General features: G+C 54.2%; 13 protein-coding genes and 1 pseudogene. 2 read left to right on the forward strand and 12 right to left on the reverse strand.

Going from position 1 to position 16,192, the window contains the following annotated elements:
• Window positions 1-8 precede the first annotated feature (8 nt).
• The 11 genes and pseudogenes from ACNQ6O_RS00315 to folE all read right to left on the reverse strand — a co-directional run bounded on the left by ACNQ6O_RS00315 (window position 9) and on the right by folE (window position 12,706).
• Window positions 9-1,736 carry a diguanylate cyclase domain-containing protein gene (locus ACNQ6O_RS00315; RefSeq protein ID WP_418051270.1) on the reverse strand — a complete coding sequence of 576 codons (1,728 nt, stop codon included), beginning with the start codon at window positions 1,734-1,736 and terminating at the stop codon, window positions 9-11.
• 124 nt (window positions 1,737-1,860) lie between these two features.
• Window positions 1,861-2,310, reverse strand: coding sequence for a DUF411 domain-containing protein (locus ACNQ6O_RS00320; RefSeq protein WP_418051271.1), 450 nt, complete (start codon window positions 2,308-2,310; stop codon window positions 1,861-1,863).
• A 120-nt stretch (window positions 2,311-2,430) separates the two neighbouring features.
• Window positions 2,431-5,028: a heavy metal translocating P-type ATPase gene (locus ACNQ6O_RS00325; protein WP_418051272.1), complete on the reverse strand. Its 2,598-nt coding sequence runs from the start codon at window positions 5,026-5,028 to the stop codon at window positions 2,431-2,433.
• Window positions 5,029-5,031: 3 nt separating this feature from the next.
• Entirely contained in the window at window positions 5,032-5,463 is a 432-nt protein-coding gene (locus ACNQ6O_RS00330) for a MerR family transcriptional regulator (RefSeq protein ID WP_418051273.1), read from the reverse strand.
• 319 nt (window positions 5,464-5,782) lie between these two features.
• Window positions 5,783-6,103: a hypothetical protein gene (locus tag ACNQ6O_RS00335; RefSeq protein ID WP_418051274.1), complete on the reverse strand. Its 321-nt coding sequence runs from the start codon at window positions 6,101-6,103 to the stop codon at window positions 5,783-5,785.
• 55 nt (window positions 6,104-6,158) lie between these two features.
• A complete protein-coding gene (locus ACNQ6O_RS00340; protein ID WP_418052244.1) occupies window positions 6,159-8,405 on the reverse strand; it encodes an EAL domain-containing protein in 2,247 nt (748 codons plus the stop codon).
• Window positions 8,406-8,493: 88 nt separating this feature from the next.
• The gene (locus tag ACNQ6O_RS00345) at window positions 8,494-9,765 is read right to left on the reverse strand and encodes an HD-GYP domain-containing protein (RefSeq protein ID WP_418051275.1); all 1,272 of its coding nucleotides are present in this window, start codon (window positions 9,763-9,765) and stop codon (window positions 8,494-8,496) included.
• 48 nt (window positions 9,766-9,813) lie between these two features.
• The gene (locus ACNQ6O_RS00350; protein ID WP_418051276.1) at window positions 9,814-10,236 is read right to left on the reverse strand and encodes a CoA-binding protein; all 423 of its coding nucleotides are present in this window, start codon (window positions 10,234-10,236) and stop codon (window positions 9,814-9,816) included.
• A gap of 31 nt (window positions 10,237-10,267) precedes the next feature.
• Window positions 10,268-10,984 (reverse strand): enoyl-CoA hydratase/isomerase family protein, encoded by a 717-nt coding sequence (locus tag ACNQ6O_RS00355; RefSeq protein ID WP_418051277.1) that lies wholly within the window; start codon window positions 10,982-10,984, stop codon window positions 10,268-10,270.
• Between the two features lie 153 nt (window positions 10,985-11,137).
• Window positions 11,138-11,956, reverse strand: a pseudogene (locus ACNQ6O_RS00360) (SDR family oxidoreductase); the annotation flags it as partial.
• 177 nt (window positions 11,957-12,133) lie between these two features.
• Complete coding sequence (folE, locus tag ACNQ6O_RS00365) at window positions 12,134-12,706, reverse strand: GTP cyclohydrolase I FolE (protein WP_114335236.1); 573 nt, start codon at window positions 12,704-12,706, stop codon at window positions 12,134-12,136.
• A gap of 173 nt (window positions 12,707-12,879) precedes the next feature.
• Between folE and ACNQ6O_RS00370 the strand changes: the two genes are divergently transcribed.
• Window positions 12,880-13,809 carry an alpha/beta fold hydrolase gene (locus tag ACNQ6O_RS00370; RefSeq protein ID WP_418051278.1) on the forward strand — a complete coding sequence of 310 codons (930 nt, stop codon included), beginning with the start codon at window positions 12,880-12,882 and terminating at the stop codon, window positions 13,807-13,809.
• On the opposite strand, the gene ACNQ6O_RS00375 is transcribed toward ACNQ6O_RS00370, so the two are convergent.
• Complete coding sequence (locus tag ACNQ6O_RS00375) at window positions 13,806-14,891, reverse strand: GGDEF domain-containing protein (protein ID WP_418051279.1); 1,086 nt, start codon at window positions 14,889-14,891, stop codon at window positions 13,806-13,808. The two genes, ACNQ6O_RS00370 and ACNQ6O_RS00375, sit on opposite strands and share 4 nt — an antisense overlap.
• A 214-nt stretch (window positions 14,892-15,105) precedes the next feature.
• On the opposite strand from ACNQ6O_RS00375, the gene ACNQ6O_RS00380 reads away from it, so the two are divergent.
• Window positions 15,106-16,188: a patatin-like phospholipase family protein gene (locus ACNQ6O_RS00380; protein ID WP_418051280.1), complete on the forward strand. Its 1,083-nt coding sequence runs from the start codon at window positions 15,106-15,108 to the stop codon at window positions 16,186-16,188.
• Window positions 16,189-16,192 lie beyond the last annotated feature (4 nt).

Genomic DNA, 16,192 nt, shown 5'->3' on the forward strand with positions numbered 1-16,192 from the left:
AGTGCGAGTCAGATTTGTCGGGAGGTCTGGATCTCTTCGCCAATACCGGTCTGGATGTAGACCCGGTTTCGACCTTCATTCTTGGCGATATACAGGGCACTGTCAGCATTGCGCAGGACGGTGTCCAGACTATCGTTTGATTGGCAGAAATAGCCACCCACGCTCACTGTAACCGGAGTACCGGTGTAAGTACTTTCCTGCTCAATACAGGCTCGTATGCGGTGGCATATATGTTCCAGTATTTCTTCATCGCACGGCGATAGCACGACAACAAATTCGTCTCCGCCCCAGCGGCCCAGGTGATCATAGGGACGCACCGAGGTTTCAAGCCAACGAGCAACATTCCGAAGGACCTCGTCACCCGCTTGATGGCCCTCGGTGTCATTGATGGTTTTGAAGTGGTCAATATCCAGCCAGATGAGACCTAAGCCTGTGCCTTCACGCCGTGATTTATGGATAGACGAGCCGATGGCTTCGTCGAGGCCTCGGCGATTCTTCAAACCCGTGAGGGCATCGATGCGTGCGAGTTTGTGCAGCTCCTCTGTGCGTTGGATGACTTTGCTTTCGAGGTCGTGGGTGGTGTCCCGCAGGGCCGTCGTCATTTTCTCGAAGTGATCGACCAGTCGGCCGATCTCGTTATCCGGTTTAGACAGATACGGCAGATCGAAACGGCCATCTTGTAAGCGTTGGACACCTTGTTCCAAGTTCATCACCGGCTTCAGGATGCGTGATTGAATAATTTGGTGAAAGACCAGCAAAGTAACAAGCAGGCTGGCTAGAAAAACAGCAATGAGCGGCCAAAGGAAGCTGGTTGGGATGAGTGTATTCAAATCCAGCAGGGTAATCTCGAACCAGCCTATCGCTGGCAGAAACGCGACACCAGCCAAGTGCTTTTTTCCATTAATTGTGACGAAGCCACTCTCAATCGGGCTATTCTCATGTGTGCGTTTTTTGAGCATCTGCAGCATGCCCAGAATCTTTTGTTTGTCTTGGGAGGCTTCAAACAGCAAGTCGATGGTGTTTTTTTGGCCTTCGGGTTTGACGATGCTAGCAAAGTCGATGTAGTTGCGGTCTCGGTAGAGTTGAATGGCGCCGTTGTAATCCACAAACAGCGTGGTGATGCCCTCTTGGTTCAGGTCGACAATGTTTGCCAGAAAGTTGTCCAGATTCAGACCGGTACCGACCATACCGAGGATATTGCTGTTTTCATCGCGAATCAGCACGTCGATCCAGAGCATGGTCACACCTAGCTCTTGATCCGGATTGATGTTGATGTGGAAGTCTCGCCCCTCGTCAATCAACTGATAAAACCAAGCGTCATCGGGCTTATTGGGATCGAGCACGTACCGAAACGGGGTATCCGCATATTCGTTTTTTGCGTTGTTGAAGTAATAGTGGTGGTTGTTTCTGAGTGCCGCGAAATAGCTTTTACCCCGGAAGTTAGTCCGAAAGCTTTCCAGTTGCTTGAGGGCTATTTTTTTCGCTTGGTCATTCTCGGGGTTTTCTGCCCAACGGAGAATGGCTGAGGATTGTGCCATTTGTCGGGCGAGGCCGATTTCCCGTTCTAACGATTGCAGAAGACGAGCACTGTCGTACCGAACCTGGATTTCTGCGACTTGTTTGCCCCAGCGCTCGACAATGCTTGAAGACAAGTGTTGATAGGCCAACCAAGATGCCGTTGCCGCGATTACGATCAGCAGCGTTACGATGCCTAGAAACCGAGTTTTGAGGCTCAAAAACGTGTCCCTGTTATTCGTCTGTCTGCGTGAACCTCAATCATAGAACACTAGGCTGCCTGAGTGTAGAAAAAATAGGCAGTTTGTGCTGGGACTTCCGAGCCTCGGCACCGTATTGATGGGGTCAATGATGTTCCGAAAACACCCGGGTTTGGCCCTGCTCGTTGAACAGAATCACCTTGTAGTGATCTTTTCGATCACCCATCTCCATGCCCGGAGAGCCTGCCGGCATACCCGGAACACTCAAACCGGTGGCCTTGGGTGTTTCGCTGAGCAAGCGCTTGATGTCATCAGCCGGTACGTGGCCTTCGATGACGTAACCGTTCACGGTTGCGGTGTGGCAGCTGCCTAAGCCTGGAATCAGGCCAGCTTCGGCTTTAATTCTGCCCATGTTGTTGCTGTTGGTAGCGGTGACGTCAAAACCGTTTTCTTCCAGATGGTCTATCCAGTCTCCACAGCAGCCGCAGGTCGGGGATTTGTACACGTGAATACTCGGGGCAGCGCCGCCGGCAAGGGCGGTGGTTGAGAACCCGAGAGCGGCCATCAAGCCGAAGGCCAGGGTGTGTTTGTTCATGGTGGTTACCTCAGTGGTGATGTTGGTTATCTGTGGAATTTTTGTCTGAACCGGAAAGCCAGAACCACCACACAATGGCGGCCATGAGCGCAAGGCCGCTGATATTGACCAGAAAAGTTGTCATGAGTTCGGCTCCTTGTGCTGAACGGGTTTCTGACTGGTTTTGAATAACCGCAGGCGGTTGGCGTTAGACACGACGGTCACTGACGACAACGACATGGCCGCGCCGGCCAGAATCGGGCTCATCAGAATGCCCCAAAGGGGGTACAACAGACCGGCCGCCACGGGGATGCCCAAGGTGTTGTAAATGAAGGCACCAAACAGGTTCTGCCGAATATTCGTAACCGTGGCCTGAGAAATCTCGATGGCATCAGGCACCCCGTGCAGCGAGCCGCGCATTAAGGTGATTGACGCACTCTCAATGGCGACATCGGTACCGGTGCCAATGGCAAAGCCCACATCGGAAGCCGCCAGTGCCGGCGCATCGTTGATGCCGTCACCGACCATGGCTACGGTGTAGCCCTTGTTACGCATGTCATTGACCACGTCGGCTTTGTCTTCCGGCAGGACTTCGGCTCGGAAATCGTCGATACCGGCGGCATCAGAGATAGCCCGGGCTGTGGCCTCGATATCACCGGTTACCATCATCACTTTGATACCGGACTCATGCAGGCGGGCAATGGCCGCCTTGGAGTCGGGTTTGATGGCATCGGCAACGCCGATCACACCGAGTAGTTCGGTGCCGAGCGCCAGATAAAGCGGTGTGCCGGCCTCATCGGTAATGCATTTTGCGGCGTCAGACAGGCTATCAACGGACAAGCCTTCGGCTTCCAGCCAACGGCGGTTACCCAAGCGTAGGGTCTGGCCGTTGGCTTGCCCTATAACGCCTTTGCCATTCAGGGCCTCGAAGCCGGCTACTGTTTCGAGAGCGATGTCTTCTTCCTTGGCCTTGGCCACAATGGCTTCCGCCAAGGGGTGCTCAGAGTGCTGCTCCAACCCGGCGGCCAACGCCAGTAGCTTATTTTCATCGCCATCAAGCGCATGAACCCGTGTCACCGCCGGATGACCTTCTGTGATCGTGCCGGTTTTATCCAGAATCACCAGGTCAATCTTACCGGCGGTTTGCAGGGCATCGCCTTGGCGAATCAGCACGCCGTATTCCGCGGCTTTACCAACGCCCACCATCACCGACATAGGCGTTGCCAAGCCCAACGCACATGGGCAGGCGATAATCAGTACCGTGGTGGCGGCCACCATCATGTGCACCACCGCCGGCTCTGGCCCAACGTTGTACCAGACCAGCGCCGAGACAACGGCAATCAGCATCACCGAGGGTACGAACACCGAAGAGATCTTATCTGCCAACCGACCTATAGCCGGTTTTGAACCTTGCGCCTTCTTCACCAGTTTGATGATTTGCGCCAGTGCGGTTTCGCTGCCCACCCGGGTGGCTTCATAAATAATGGAACCGTGGGTGTTCAGAGTGCCGGCGGACACCTCATCGCCTTCGACTTTGCTGGCGGGCATGGGTTCACCGGTGAGCATGCTTTCGTCAATGCGGGTAGAACCTTCAACAATCACGCCATCGACCGGCAGCTTCTCTCCGGGGCGTACCCGGATGCGGTCGCCTTTGAGAACCTCTTCAACGGGAATGTCCTGCTCGTCGCCGTCCCGAATCACCCGAGCGGTTTTCGCCCGAAGGTCCAGCAGCCGCCGCACGGCCTCAGAGGTTTTCCCCTTGGCACGCAGCTCCAGCGCTTGCCCGAGGTTGATCAGACCAATGATCATCGCCGACGCTTCAAAGTACACATGCCGCGCCATCTCCGGCAGCGCCTCCGGAATGCTCACCACCACGATGGAATACAGCCAGGCGGTGCCGGTGCCCAGAGCGATCAAGGTGTCCATGTTGGCGTTGTGATGCTTGAACGCCTTCCAGGCCCCAATATAAAAGTGACCACCGGTCGCAATCATCACGCCTAAGGTCAGGATGCCGAGATTGAGCCAGGTGATCTGGTTTTCGCTCGACACCATCATCGAACCAAAACCCATGCCCCAAATCATTAACGCGATACCCAGCCCCAAACTGATGGCCATTTTGACCAACAGGGCTTTGTACTGTTTTTTGTCTTCCTCTTGCTTGCGATCGTCGGCCGCGTCTTCGTCCTCAATCTCACTGGCGCCGTAGCCCGCGCTCTCAATGGCCTGAATTAACCGGGCAGAATCCGCAGCACCCGTGGCGGTGGCGGTATTGTCTGCCAGATTCATGTGCGCATGAGACACGCCGGGCACCGACAGCAGCGCCTTTTCAATGGTATTTACACAGGAGGCGCAGGTAGCGCCGGTCACCGCTAAGTGCACCTGATCGCTGTTAGAGCTCTCGGGTGCCGCGGTCTGAGCGCTGTCTATCTGTTCTGTTTTCTCTGAGGGATCTGTGTCGTTGTCGCCTGAACCTTCTTTTTTCGAAGTACAGCAGCTAGACGTGTTCTCCTCGGCTGCTGTCACCGGCTCTGCCGGATACCCCGTATCCGTCACAATCCTCGCAGCTTCAGCCGCATCCGCGCTTTCGGGCAGAGCGACCGTCTGCTCCTCCAGATTCACCTCAACCAGATTGATATCACCGGTTAACGGCTCCAGAGCGTTACGAATCTTCTTCGCACAGCCCTGACACGACGCCCCGGAAATACTCAGTGCCGTCTTTAAAACAGGTGCTTCAGCCATGATTCAATGCTCCTTACCAGAAGAAGTAACGGGATCGTCCCAATGCTCGATCAACCGACAAATCGTATGCCCATCCGGCGTCCCGTCCGGCATCTCCTGCCAGGCCGACAACGCCGAAACCATCCGAGTGCGTAACTGCTGCAACTCCCCAATCTCCCGCTCCACCTCAGCCAACCGCTGCTCAAACACATTCCGAACCATCGGACACGGGGAATGATGCTCATCCGCTTGCCCTAGAATCTGCCGAATCTCCGGCAATGAAAAACCCAGTTGCCGAGCCTTTCGGGCAAAGCGCAGCCGCCGCAAGTCCTCGGTATCGTAGTGCTGATAGTTGTTCTCTGGATTACGGCTGGGCCGCAGCAAACCTTCCCGGGTGTAAAACCGAACCGTATCCGGGGTCACATCGGCGGCGGTGGCGAGTTCTTTGACTTTCATAGGCAGCACCCAATGAACAATGACTAGCAGGATTCAGGAGAATCCAGGAACCAAGTCAGCGGAGTGCTGGTGCGGGGTAAGTGCTTCCGAAAATGTTCGGAGCCATGGGTGAAGAGCGTAAGCTCTTCACGGGCTGGCCATGGATGGCCTGCCCAGGACCCTCAGTGCGACGCAGGAGCGATAAGCGCTGAGGGGCGGAGACAAGCTTACATGGAAGTACTCGCAGCGGTTTTCGGAAGCACTTACCCCGTGCCAGCACGGCAAACACGCTACTTCAAGGATAGACTAAAACCTATGACCCACTCACAGGTCAAAGGTTTCAGGAAGCAGAGTTTTTAGAACGAAGAAAAACACCACAGGACTTACATTGGTCCGGCGCCATCAACTTGGCCTGCCAGCCAATCTTCGTGCCGCAAGCCGGACAAGACAGCCGCAACTGCAACACAATGATAGGAATCACCAGCAACACCAGAAGCACCCCAAGGCCGCCCCAGTCATCACCAGAAGAAATCCCCAATTGACTGCTGAACACCAGCACCAGAATCAGCGCAAAAAACGCAAACACGAAATAATTGCGGTTCCAGCGCTCCCAGCGACGAAGCTTCGCATCCTGCTCCGAAGACAAATATCTGGCCGACATACACATCACACTCAAAGAAAGGTAGGCCCTAAAGTTTGCAGGCCCGGCGCCATAATTACAATTCGGAGGTGGCCTGCTCACCCGTAAACAGCGTTTCCTCTCGAATCGCTTCCTCCAGCACATCACCCGGAACCGGCCGGCTGATCAAATACCCTTGCGCCAGATTGCACCGGTGAACTTTCAAGAAGTTTAGCTGTTCTTCCGTCTCCACACCTTCGCCTACAACCTGAATGCCCAAGTTATGGGCAAGATTGATCACCGCCCGAGTAATGACCGCATCGTCATGGCGCTCGGTAACATTGGCAATAAACGACCGGTCAATCTTCAGTAAATCCACAGGAAAATCGCGCAGGTATCCCAAAGAAGAGTAACCCACACCAAAGTCATCAATCGCCAGACGCGTACCAAGCTCGTGCAATTGCGAAAGCTGGCTGCGATTCTGGGCAATGTTCTGAATGAAAATTTCTTCAGTCAGCTCAAGCTCAAGCATGTCAGGAGCGACATTCTCCGCAGCCAGTGTATCCCGAACGTGGTCAACCAGCGTGACATCCTCCAGTTCCCGGCCAGACAGGTTAACCGCAATGCGAAGATGACCGCAGGGCGTACCCTTCCAACGACCTAACTGACGGCAAGCTGCTAACACCACCCATCGACCTATCTCGGTAATTCGCCCGCTTTCTTCGGCTAACGGAATAAACTCAACGGGAGACAGGAGGCCGCGGGTAGGGTGTTGCCAGCGAATGAGCGCCTCAACGTTATTGATTTCGCCCGTTTCGAGATTTAACTGAGGCTGGTAGTACAGTACGAATTCATCATTCGCCAAAGCCTGACTGATGTCCTTGTCGAGCTCCAGCCGCATCATTTCTTTTTCTTGCATACCCTCAGTGTAGAACTGATAGGTATTTCGGCCCTGATCCTTGGCCCGGTAGAGGGCGATATCCGCATTGCGAAGCAGAGTGTCGGCATCGTGCCCGCTTTGAGGGTAAACCGCGACGCCCATGGTGGCGGTGACTTGGTGAACCTCTCCGAGCGCCTCGAAGGGTTCTGAAAAACACTGTTTGACGAGGCCTAACAGGTGAATAACGTCGTCAATATCATCCATCTGTTGCTGGCAGATCATGAACTCGTCACCACCCGAATAGGCGACGAGAATGGTTTCGCTACTGAGTTCATTCAGCCTTTCGGAAACCTTGATCAACAACTCATCACCAAATTGGTGACCAAGGGTGTCGTTCAGAACTTGGAAGCGGTCAAGATCAATCATCAACAAGGCGACCTGGCGCGCTTGGCGATCGGCAATACTGAGAGTGTGTGTCAGGTCTTCCATGAAAAAGCGACGGTTGGCTAAGCCTGTCAGGGTGTCGGTGGACTCCAGACGTTCCAGATCGACCTGCACAGCAACGCGTTCGTCGACTTGCTGCTCAAGTTCAAGCTGGGTTTCCCTCAGTTTTCGATTGCGTTTAAGAACCACCTGCCCTAGTAAGGTAGTCAGACTGATGAACACACCCATCAACACAATGATTGAGAACACCGCGTTCGGCCATTGGCTGCGCTGAGCTTCGACCCAAGCGTAGGTTGGCTGCAGCGTTAGCTGCCAGTTGAGTGATGGCAGGTTCACGACGGCGGTTTCTCTGAAAGCGCTGTCGATATCGGTGGAAGCGTTGAGGTCGTAAGCTGGTTGACCTTGTTGCAAAATCCCAACCTGAAACTGATCAATGACCCGATTGCTTAACAGTTGCTTGGCGAACACCTCCATTCTGAAAACGCCAGCGATAAAACCGTTATTCTCAGCACCCTGGCCGACCGGGTGGTAGGTAACGATGCCCTTCCCGCCTTGCTTGAGGTCGATGATTCCGGAAATGTCATAGTGGCCGGTTGCGGCAGCTTGCTCTAATGCTTGTTTCCGCTGATCGTTGAACGCAACGTTGTAGCCAACGACATCTTGATTTTCTTCGGAGGGCTCCAACCAGCGGATGATGTACTGTTCATCGACCCATTCAATGGCTTGATAAATGCCAAAATCGTTAAGGTGGGTCGTGGCGTCGGCTCGCCAAAGTTGTTCGTTCGAGTAGGTGTTGTTGAACATGCGCTGGGCCATCCGACCAAGGGCACCCACTTGCACTAAAAATTCACGTTCAAGGTTGTTGGACAGGGCTGTGGCCTCGTTGGCCAAGTTCGACTGTATCTGGTGCGTGTCTTTTTGGATAAGGCCTGTACGCAGTACCCAAGCTAATGAGAGAAAGGCTAAAAAAATGAAAGCCGCGAAAAATGGGCCCTTAAGGACGCGCGTTACAAACGGCATGGTGCGCTGTGCTGGGGTCACGCTCTGCTCCGAGTTTACCTTGGCGTATTCCTAGGGGTAACGGCAGAGTCCTTTCTATCGTGAGTCGCTAGTTGTGAATTCGCTCGTTTATAGTTATTCCGTAAGCACCGTCGGGTAGTGGACTACGAATTTCACGAACTTCACCATCTTCTGTTGTCTGTGCGCTCAGGTCAAGAATATATGGCGTCATTCTATGCTTGTTTTTATCTAGCACGATCTCAACTTTGGGTTTGAGCTTTCGCCCGGGGTGCGTGCTGACCACCCAGGCAACTTCACCGGTGTTTAACTCGACCAGTGTGCCTGGTGGGTAGATGCCGATCATTCGGATGAACGCTTCCACCATATCCGCATCAAACTGTTGGCCGCGGTTTTGGTAGAGAATTTTGAGGGCTTCGGCGGGGGAGCGTCCGTCCCGGTAGCAGCGGTCGCTGGTAATTGCATCGTAGGTATCAACGATGGATATTAACCGGGCAAAGCGGCTGATCTGGGATTCTGGCAGGTGTGTTGGATAGCCATTGCCATCCACTCGTTCGTGATGGTGCAGGGTCACATCACGAATGATGGATTCCAGACTGTCATCTTGTTTGAGCAGGTTGAAGCCGTGTGTAGTGTGCGACTGCATGATGACGTATTCGTCAGGGGTAAGCGGGCCGGGCTTATTCAGAATGGCGCTCGGAACCTTGAGCTTGCCGAGGTCGTGAAGCAATCCGCACATGCCAGCGGTTTCGATATCTTCGTCCGGCATGCCCAGGAAACGCGCGAAAGCGATGGCGTAAACGGCTACCCGTAAACAGTGTTCGGCGGTGTACGCATCCCGGTTTTTAATTCGCCCCATCCAGAGCATGGCGCTGGCGTTGGCTTTGACACTTTCAACGCAGGATCTGATGAGAGTGCGGGCTTGGCCAAGCTCCAGCGTGTTGTTCTCAATAATGTCGACGGTGATTTTATCGACAAAAGCTTGAGTTCGGCTCCAGGTTTCCTTGGCTCGTGGAAATTCCTGTTCCAGTGTTCGGGTTTCAGGCAGTGGTTCGGTCGTTTTTTGCCGCAGCTGAGGGATTTTGCTTAGAACGGGCGCGAGTTTGGTTTCTTCATCTTCCACAACGACCCAAGTGCAATACTGGCGGAGAACTTTGGCTTCTTCGGGGGACGAGAGCGTAAAACCTTGAAAGAGAACAGGCACATCGTTCCAAGGGCGATCCAATTGCACAATACGCATGCCGAGTTGCAGCAGGTCGACAGGAATACGAGCCCTATGCAGGAAAGTCTCTACTCGAGATCCTCCGTGATTGGAGTTGCTTGGGGGCACTTGCCCATTCCTTGGGTGATCCTTGAACGACATAGACCCGCTCACACGTCCTGAAGTAATTCCAGAATAGAGCAGGTTGGCTCAACTGGCAATGTTGAGCCTGGGGATTTCCCGTTTTGGGCAGCGGCCCATGACCACTTTCAGTCCTGCGTGCTCGGCACGCTCCGCACCGGCTTCGTTAATGACGCCAATTTGCAGCCAGAGTACGGGAATCTTCAGTTCAATGGCCTGGTCGATGATCGCATCGGTGCGCTCTGGCGCCAGAAAGAGTTCGGCCATGTCGACGGGTTCGGGAATGGATGCGAGGTCTGCGTACACCGTTTCGCCGAGCAACTGCTTACCTTCAAGCCGCGGGTTGACCGGGATTACTCGATAGCCCTTTTGTTGCAGGTACTCCATCACTTCGTGGGACGGGCGGCTGTTTTTTTCACTGGCACCCACCAAAGCGATGGTGCAGACGCTGGCTAGAATGTCGCGAAGGCCTTGATCGTTCTCAATGGGCACGAGTGTTCTCCTTGAAGTCGCGTTGGCGTGGTCACAAAAGGATGTCCAACGCCTCAATGACCGGCGGATTTTTTACAGCCAGCGCGTTCAGTACTGGTTTGTGTAGGCGCTTTTTGTGTTCGGCAAAAATGGCACGGCCTTTTTTGAAGGTTCTTGCAAACTCTAGCGTGCCGTCCTGTAAAGCTTCAACCGATTCGAAGGTTCGGTCAATGAACTTCGCGTCAGCCAATTCGTTTGCGGTAACGCGCCGGCCGGTCAAAATCATATCGTTAAACGTGTGTTGAGGCATCGCTTTCAGGATCACGTCGATCAGGCCGGGCACGAACGGAATGCTCATATCGACTTCCGGGAAGCACACGTAACCGCGGTCGCTGCGCATAAACCGGAAGTCACAAGCGGCTGCAATCACGACTCCGTTGCCAAAAGTATGGCCATTGATGGCTGCGATAATGGGCATGGGGTATTGCAGCATGACGCGGTAAATCTCATCCATGGTGGATAAGAAGGCTTTTACGTCGTCTCGGTTGCCTCTTTGAATGCTGCCCATTAGCCAGCTGACATCGATGCCCTGGCTCCAATTTTTCTCGTCGCTTGACGTTAGAATCAGTGCTTTGTAGGTCTTGTCGTCGGTAACTTGATTGAGCAGGGCCAGCAGCTGCTGGGCAAAGGCCAGGTTATTGGCATTCTTGCCATTCTCCATCGAAATAATCGCAACTTTGCCATCGTTGCTCAGGCTCAGTAATGGCATAGCTAGAACCTCCGGTAAGGCATAACTCTTTGTAGCAGTCACAGAGAGGCAGTGCTCTCTGTGACAGTCGATTTTCGATTGTTTTTATTCTTCTGTGGATAAGCCAGCCAGCGGTGGCACCGTGCCATGGACGTAAGCATCTGGCGCCTGAACAAATAAATCTGGCATCAGGTCCGTTTTGTCGCTCTCCGGGTTGGCGCGATATTGTTCGAAATCTTCCACGCCCTGAGTGCGCAGGAAGTCTTCGTCAATCAGCAGCTGGCCGGTGATGTCACGGTTTTCGGTTTTCAATAAAGCGAAGGCGGCATCCGCCATGATTTTGGGGGTGCGAGCCCGGTCGAACGATTGCTTGCCGCCGAAAGACGTGGCGGCGGTATGGATGACGGTGCGAGGCCAAAGGGCGTTGACCGCAATGCCGTAGCGCCTGAACTCGTCCGACATGCCCAGTGTCAGCATCGACATGCCGTATTTGGTCAGAGTATAGGGGGCGTGGTTACGCATCCAGCGGCGGTCCAGATCCAGAGGGGGGGAGAAGCTCAGGATGTGTCCGTTTTCAGACTTCTTCAAGTGAGGTAAGGCTTTTTGGCTAAGCAGAAACACCGCGCGGAAGTTAATCTGCATCATCAGGTCGAGCTTTTTCAGCGGCGTTGATTCGACGCCGGACAAGGCGATGGCGCCCGCGTTGTTGATGATGGCGTCAATACCACCAAAGGTCTCGACGGTTTGGGCAATCAAATTGTCGACATCTTCTTCGCTGCGCACGTCCACTTTAACGGCCAAACTTTGGCCACCCGCTTCCTGAACCTCTTTGGCTACAGAGTGAATGGTGCCTTCAAGTGTCGGGTGGGGTTGATCTGATTTGGCCGCGATGACGATGTTGGCGCCTTCCGCTGCACAAACCAGCGCAACTTCTCGGCCAATGCCACGGCTAGCGCCGGTGATGATGATGGTTTTGTTTTTCAATGAACGCATGACGACTCCTGAACGGTGAATGCTCGCTCGCACACAGCGCACCTCCGAGTAGACTGACAAGCTTGTATGCGGCTATCGGGGTGAGCTGTTCTTCGCGGGTACCGTTCTATCCTGTCGGAACCGTGGCTGTTTTCCAGCAGCCAAAAACGCCAATTTCAGTAGGGTAATGTGCCAAACTTACCCGCGGTTGCTTGAAATCAGGGTAAGAAACTCGCTGCGGGTTGCCTGAGACTTGCGGAATTGACCCAGCATCATGGAGGTTTTCATGCGGGAGTTTTGTTTTTCGACGCCGCGCATCATCATGCACATATGTTGTGCTTCGATCACCACACCCACACCTTTCGCACCGGTCACGCTTTCAACGGCTTCGGCGATTTGCCGCGTCAGATTTTCCTGAATCTGCAGGCGGCGGGCGTACATGTCTACGATGCGCGCAAACTTGGAGAGCCCCAGCACCTTACCTTGTGGCAAATAAGCGATGTGGCATTTGCCGATGAAAGGAAGCATATGGTGTTCACACATGCTGTAGAGCTCGATGTCCTGGACCACCACCATTTCATCCATGGCTGACTCGAACACTGCATTATTCACTAGGCTCTGCAGGTCCTGTTGATAGCCGCGCGTTAAAAACTGCATGGCTTTTGCAGCACGGGCTGGGGTGTCCATCAGGCCTTCGCGGCTGGGGTTTTCTCCCAAGCCTTCTAGAATCGCGTGGTAATGGCCGGTGAGATCATCAAGAGGTAGAGACATAGTGGTTCCCGATAGTGTGCCTGTCAAAGTGTGAAGCTTAAGGCAAATCGCGCTTCACCTCCATGATTTAGGCTGCTCGGTGGTCTTTATGCGGGGGGCGCTCGGTGTGAAGGTGGCTAGTGGCGGTGCTTTGCACTAAAGTTGTTTGTTCACAGGGTGTGTCGGGGCAAATCATGGGACAGGTTATGTCTGGGTCGATGGCAGGAACGTATCAGGTGGCTGCCACACTAGAGGCTTGGCAACAAGCAGGAAAGTGGTTCAGCTATGGCGGCCATGCCGTTTTCAGCCGCATGGCAGGCCAAGGTGAACCTCTGGTGCTGCTGCATGGATTCCCCTCGGCAAGCTGGGACTGGAGTCGTCTCTGGCCGATGCTTACCCGCCACTACCAGGTGTTGGCGCTGGACATGATGGGTTTTGGTTTTTCCGATAAGCCTCAACATTATCGTTACAGCATCGAAGACCAAACGGATCTTGTTCAGGGCTGGCTGGAAGGGCTGGGCTTGCCGGAAGTGCATCTGATGGCCCACGATTACGGCACCTCTGTGGTTCAGGAGCTGCTGGCCAGAGAGCAGGAAGGCGCGTTGGGCTTCCGAATCAACAGCGTGTGTTTGTTGAATGGCGGCCTCTTCCCGGAAGTTCACTCCCCTTTGTTTATTCAGAAAGTGCTCAAGAGCCCGCTGGGTGGTTTGATCAGCCGAGGACTGACGAAAGGTACGTTTGAACGAAGTTTTCGACGGTTGTTTGCAGCAGATAGTCAGCCAGATCGTGACGATTTATCGGATTTCTGGCACTTAGTGAACTATAACAATGGGCGCGGGATTCTGCATGAGCTCATTCAGTTTATGGAAGAACGCCGGTGCCATCGTAATCGTTGGGTGGGTGCGTTGCAGGAGGCAGAACAGCCAATACGGCTCATTTCCGGGATGGCGGATCCGGTTTCCGGTGCTGCGATGGTTAGACGTTACCGCGAGCTGGTGCCATCTGCGGATGTGGTCAGCTTAAGGCATGTTGGGCATTACCCTCACTTCGAGAAGCCTTGGGAGGTATTTTCAGCCTATCGTGATTTTCGAAAGCAACTATTGACGAATGGGCTACCGGGTTAAGCCACCTCGCCGCCCTCGTTCATTGGCGGGAACGGCCTTTGCTCACTCGTTGTCGGAGCCGTCGTGCCCGGTTTGGGGGCATTCACAATCTGATTTCGACCCTGATGTTTTGCTGCATACAGGGCCTGATCGGCCCGATTCAGCCAGATCGACCAGGTTTCACCCTGACAGACTTCGGCCACACCCGCACTGGCAGTGACGCGGATGTCATCCAGGAAGGGTGTGGCGCTGATGCTGCTCAATAATTGATGGGCGAGGGTGTCGGCATCCTTTTGGCGGGTTTCGGGTAGCACGATCATGAACTCTTCGCCGCCAATGCGGAACAGTTGATCGTTCTCCCTGAGCCGCTTTCGAATTCGCAATGCGAGCTCCTTCAGAACCTTGTCGCCGGCCAAGTGACCCCATTGATCGTTGATGACTTTGAAGTAGTCCAGATCAACCAGAACCAGACTCGAGACTCGTTCATACCGTTCGCGCATTTGGATCTGATTGTTCAGAATGTCTTCTAGTTGAGAGCGGTTCAGGCAGCCGGTTAGCGGGTCTGTGGTGGCCAGTTTCGTCAGTTCTTGTTGCATGCGCCCGACAAGCCAGGCAAACACCATCGCAAACACACAGCTGAGCCCTAGAGAAAAGGTGATGCGCCAGAAATCAGCTTCGGGGAATTTCAGGAATGAGGTCACAGCCATTACTGCTACAAACAGGATGTTGCAAACGCTGGCTTCTTTCAAAGGGAGCAAGAAAAATAGAGCGATGGCGGCCGGGTAGGCCCAGTAAAGCCCGGCGTGCCCATTGATTGCGGTGGAGTAGGCGGCTGAAACCACAGCCAAAATCGGAAACAGGCGACCTTTCAGAAAATAGCGCCCGGTCAGCCGCAAGCAGCCAATGACAAGCACAGCATTGGCGCAAAAAAGGGCTAGAAAGGCTGCGAGCAGGTGATTGCCATGCTGCCACTGAATCAGAATCAGCGGAGCCACGGCGATAAAGGCCCAAAAGTGTAAGTGGTAAACCAATTGGCGCCTGAACCCCAGAACGGCAAGATTCGGGTTAGATTCCATAGTTTCAGGCGAGGTAAGAAGATTCACAGTGCAGCTCCCGCTGACATGCCACGGCACGCATCCTGTGCCATTGTTGATTAAAGTCTAGCATGGCACTTTTTACGTAAAAGTCGAAATTTGCTCGTTCTAGAGTGCATCGCGACGCTTTATGCACGAAGCCAATGGGCGCCATGAATTTTGTTCAGTTGGCTGGGGCCTTGAGCCTTCGTTAAACTCCAGCCAGCTAATGAGAGGATATCGAATGACTGCAGTTCATACCCGTGCCCCGGCACTTACGATCCGGGCTGGCCGCCGTGCGTTGGAACGGCTGCGGCAGAAACCGCTGGAAGCGTCTGATGTTCATGTGGTTCCGGGAGCTGCCGGAGGACCGAAAGCGCTGGGGATCAGTGGCCTTGATAAAGCCATCTTCGGAGATTGGTTAGCCGAAGCCGAACACGAAATCGCTCTGATAGGCTCATCAATCGGAAGCTGGCGCTTTGCCGCTGTTGCATCGTCTGATAACCCTCGGGCCCAATTGACCAAATTGGCGGAGCTCTACACCCAGCAACGTTTTAGCAAAGGTGTCAGTGCGGAAGAAGTCAGTCGCAAAAGCATCGCGTTTTTGCAGGAATTGCTCGGAGGCCGGGAAGACTATTTGTTGGCGCATCCTGTTTATCGACTCAGTGTGGTGGTGGTTCGAAGCCTTGGCCTGTTGCAGCATGATTCGAAAGGCCGTCTGAGCATGGGGCTCATGAGCGCGATCAGCGCCAATATGCTCAGTCGCCGCCATCTAAGTCGGTTTATGGAGCGAGGCTTTGTTCACGACGCCCGGCAAAAGACCCCGGTTTCCACCCACGCGGAGTTCCCGCGCCATGAGGTGACGCTCTCATCGGACAACTTGCTGTCAGCCTTGCTGGCCTCGGCGTCGATCCCGATGGTGATGTCGGCTGTGCATAACATTCCGGGTGCCCCGGCGGGGGTGTACCGTGACGGCGGGTTGTTGGACTACCACCTTGACCTTCCCTACGAGCAGCCCGGGATCGTGCTCTATCCCCATTTTACTGACAAGGTGGTGCCTGGTTGGTTTGATAAAACGCTGCCGTGGCGCAAAGGGGACGCGACTCGCCTGCAAGATGTTCTATTGCTGTCTCCGTCCCGTGAATACCTTGAAGCCTTGCCAGATCGCAAGCTGCCGGATCGTAAGGATTTCGAGAAGTACCTGGGGGATGATGCCGGGCGTGAGAGGTCTTGGCGCCGAGCGATTGCTGAAAGTGATCGGCTAGGGGATGAGTTTTTGGAGCTATTGGCGACCGGACGGCTTCTGGATCGAGTTCAGCCCATGTAAGTCG

It is taken from the genome of Marinobacter sp. SBS5, assembly GCF_048285575.1.
In the GTDB taxonomy this organism is placed as follows: Bacteria; Pseudomonadota; Gammaproteobacteria; order Pseudomonadales; family Oleiphilaceae; genus Marinobacter.

Excerpts from the sequence above, each read along its gene's own strand:
- ACNQ6O_RS00320 (WP_418051271.1), bottom strand. The coding sequence starts at position 2,310 with ATGAACAAACACACCCTGGCCTTCGGCTTGATGGCCGCTCTCGGGTTC.
- ACNQ6O_RS00325 (WP_418051272.1), bottom strand. The coding sequence starts at position 5,028 with ATGGCTGAAGCACCTGTTTTAAAGACGGCACTGAGTATTTCCGGGGCG.
- ACNQ6O_RS00330 (WP_418051273.1), bottom strand. The coding sequence starts at position 5,463 with ATGAAAGTCAAAGAACTCGCCACCGCCGCCGATGTGACCCCGGATACG.
- ACNQ6O_RS00335 (WP_418051274.1), bottom strand. The coding sequence starts at position 6,103 with ATGTCGGCCAGATATTTGTCTTCGGAGCAGGATGCGAAGCTTCGTCGC.
- ACNQ6O_RS00340 (WP_418052244.1), bottom strand. The coding sequence starts at position 8,405 with ATGCCGTTTGTAACGCGCGTCCTTAAGGGCCCATTTTTCGCGGCTTTC.
- ACNQ6O_RS00345 (WP_418051275.1), bottom strand. The coding sequence starts at position 9,765 with ATGTCGTTCAAGGATCACCCAAGGAATGGGCAAGTGCCCCCAAGCAAC.
- ACNQ6O_RS00355 (WP_418051277.1), bottom strand. The coding sequence starts at position 10,984 with ATGCCATTACTGAGCCTGAGCAACGATGGCAAAGTTGCGATTATTTCG.
- folE (WP_114335236.1), bottom strand. The coding sequence starts at position 12,706 with ATGTCTCTACCTCTTGATGATCTCACCGGCCATTACCACGCGATTCTA.
- ACNQ6O_RS00370 (WP_418051278.1), top strand. The coding sequence starts at position 12,880 with ATGGGACAGGTTATGTCTGGGTCGATGGCAGGAACGTATCAGGTGGCT.
- ACNQ6O_RS00380 (WP_418051280.1), top strand. The coding sequence starts at position 15,106 with ATGACTGCAGTTCATACCCGTGCCCCGGCACTTACGATCCGGGCTGGC.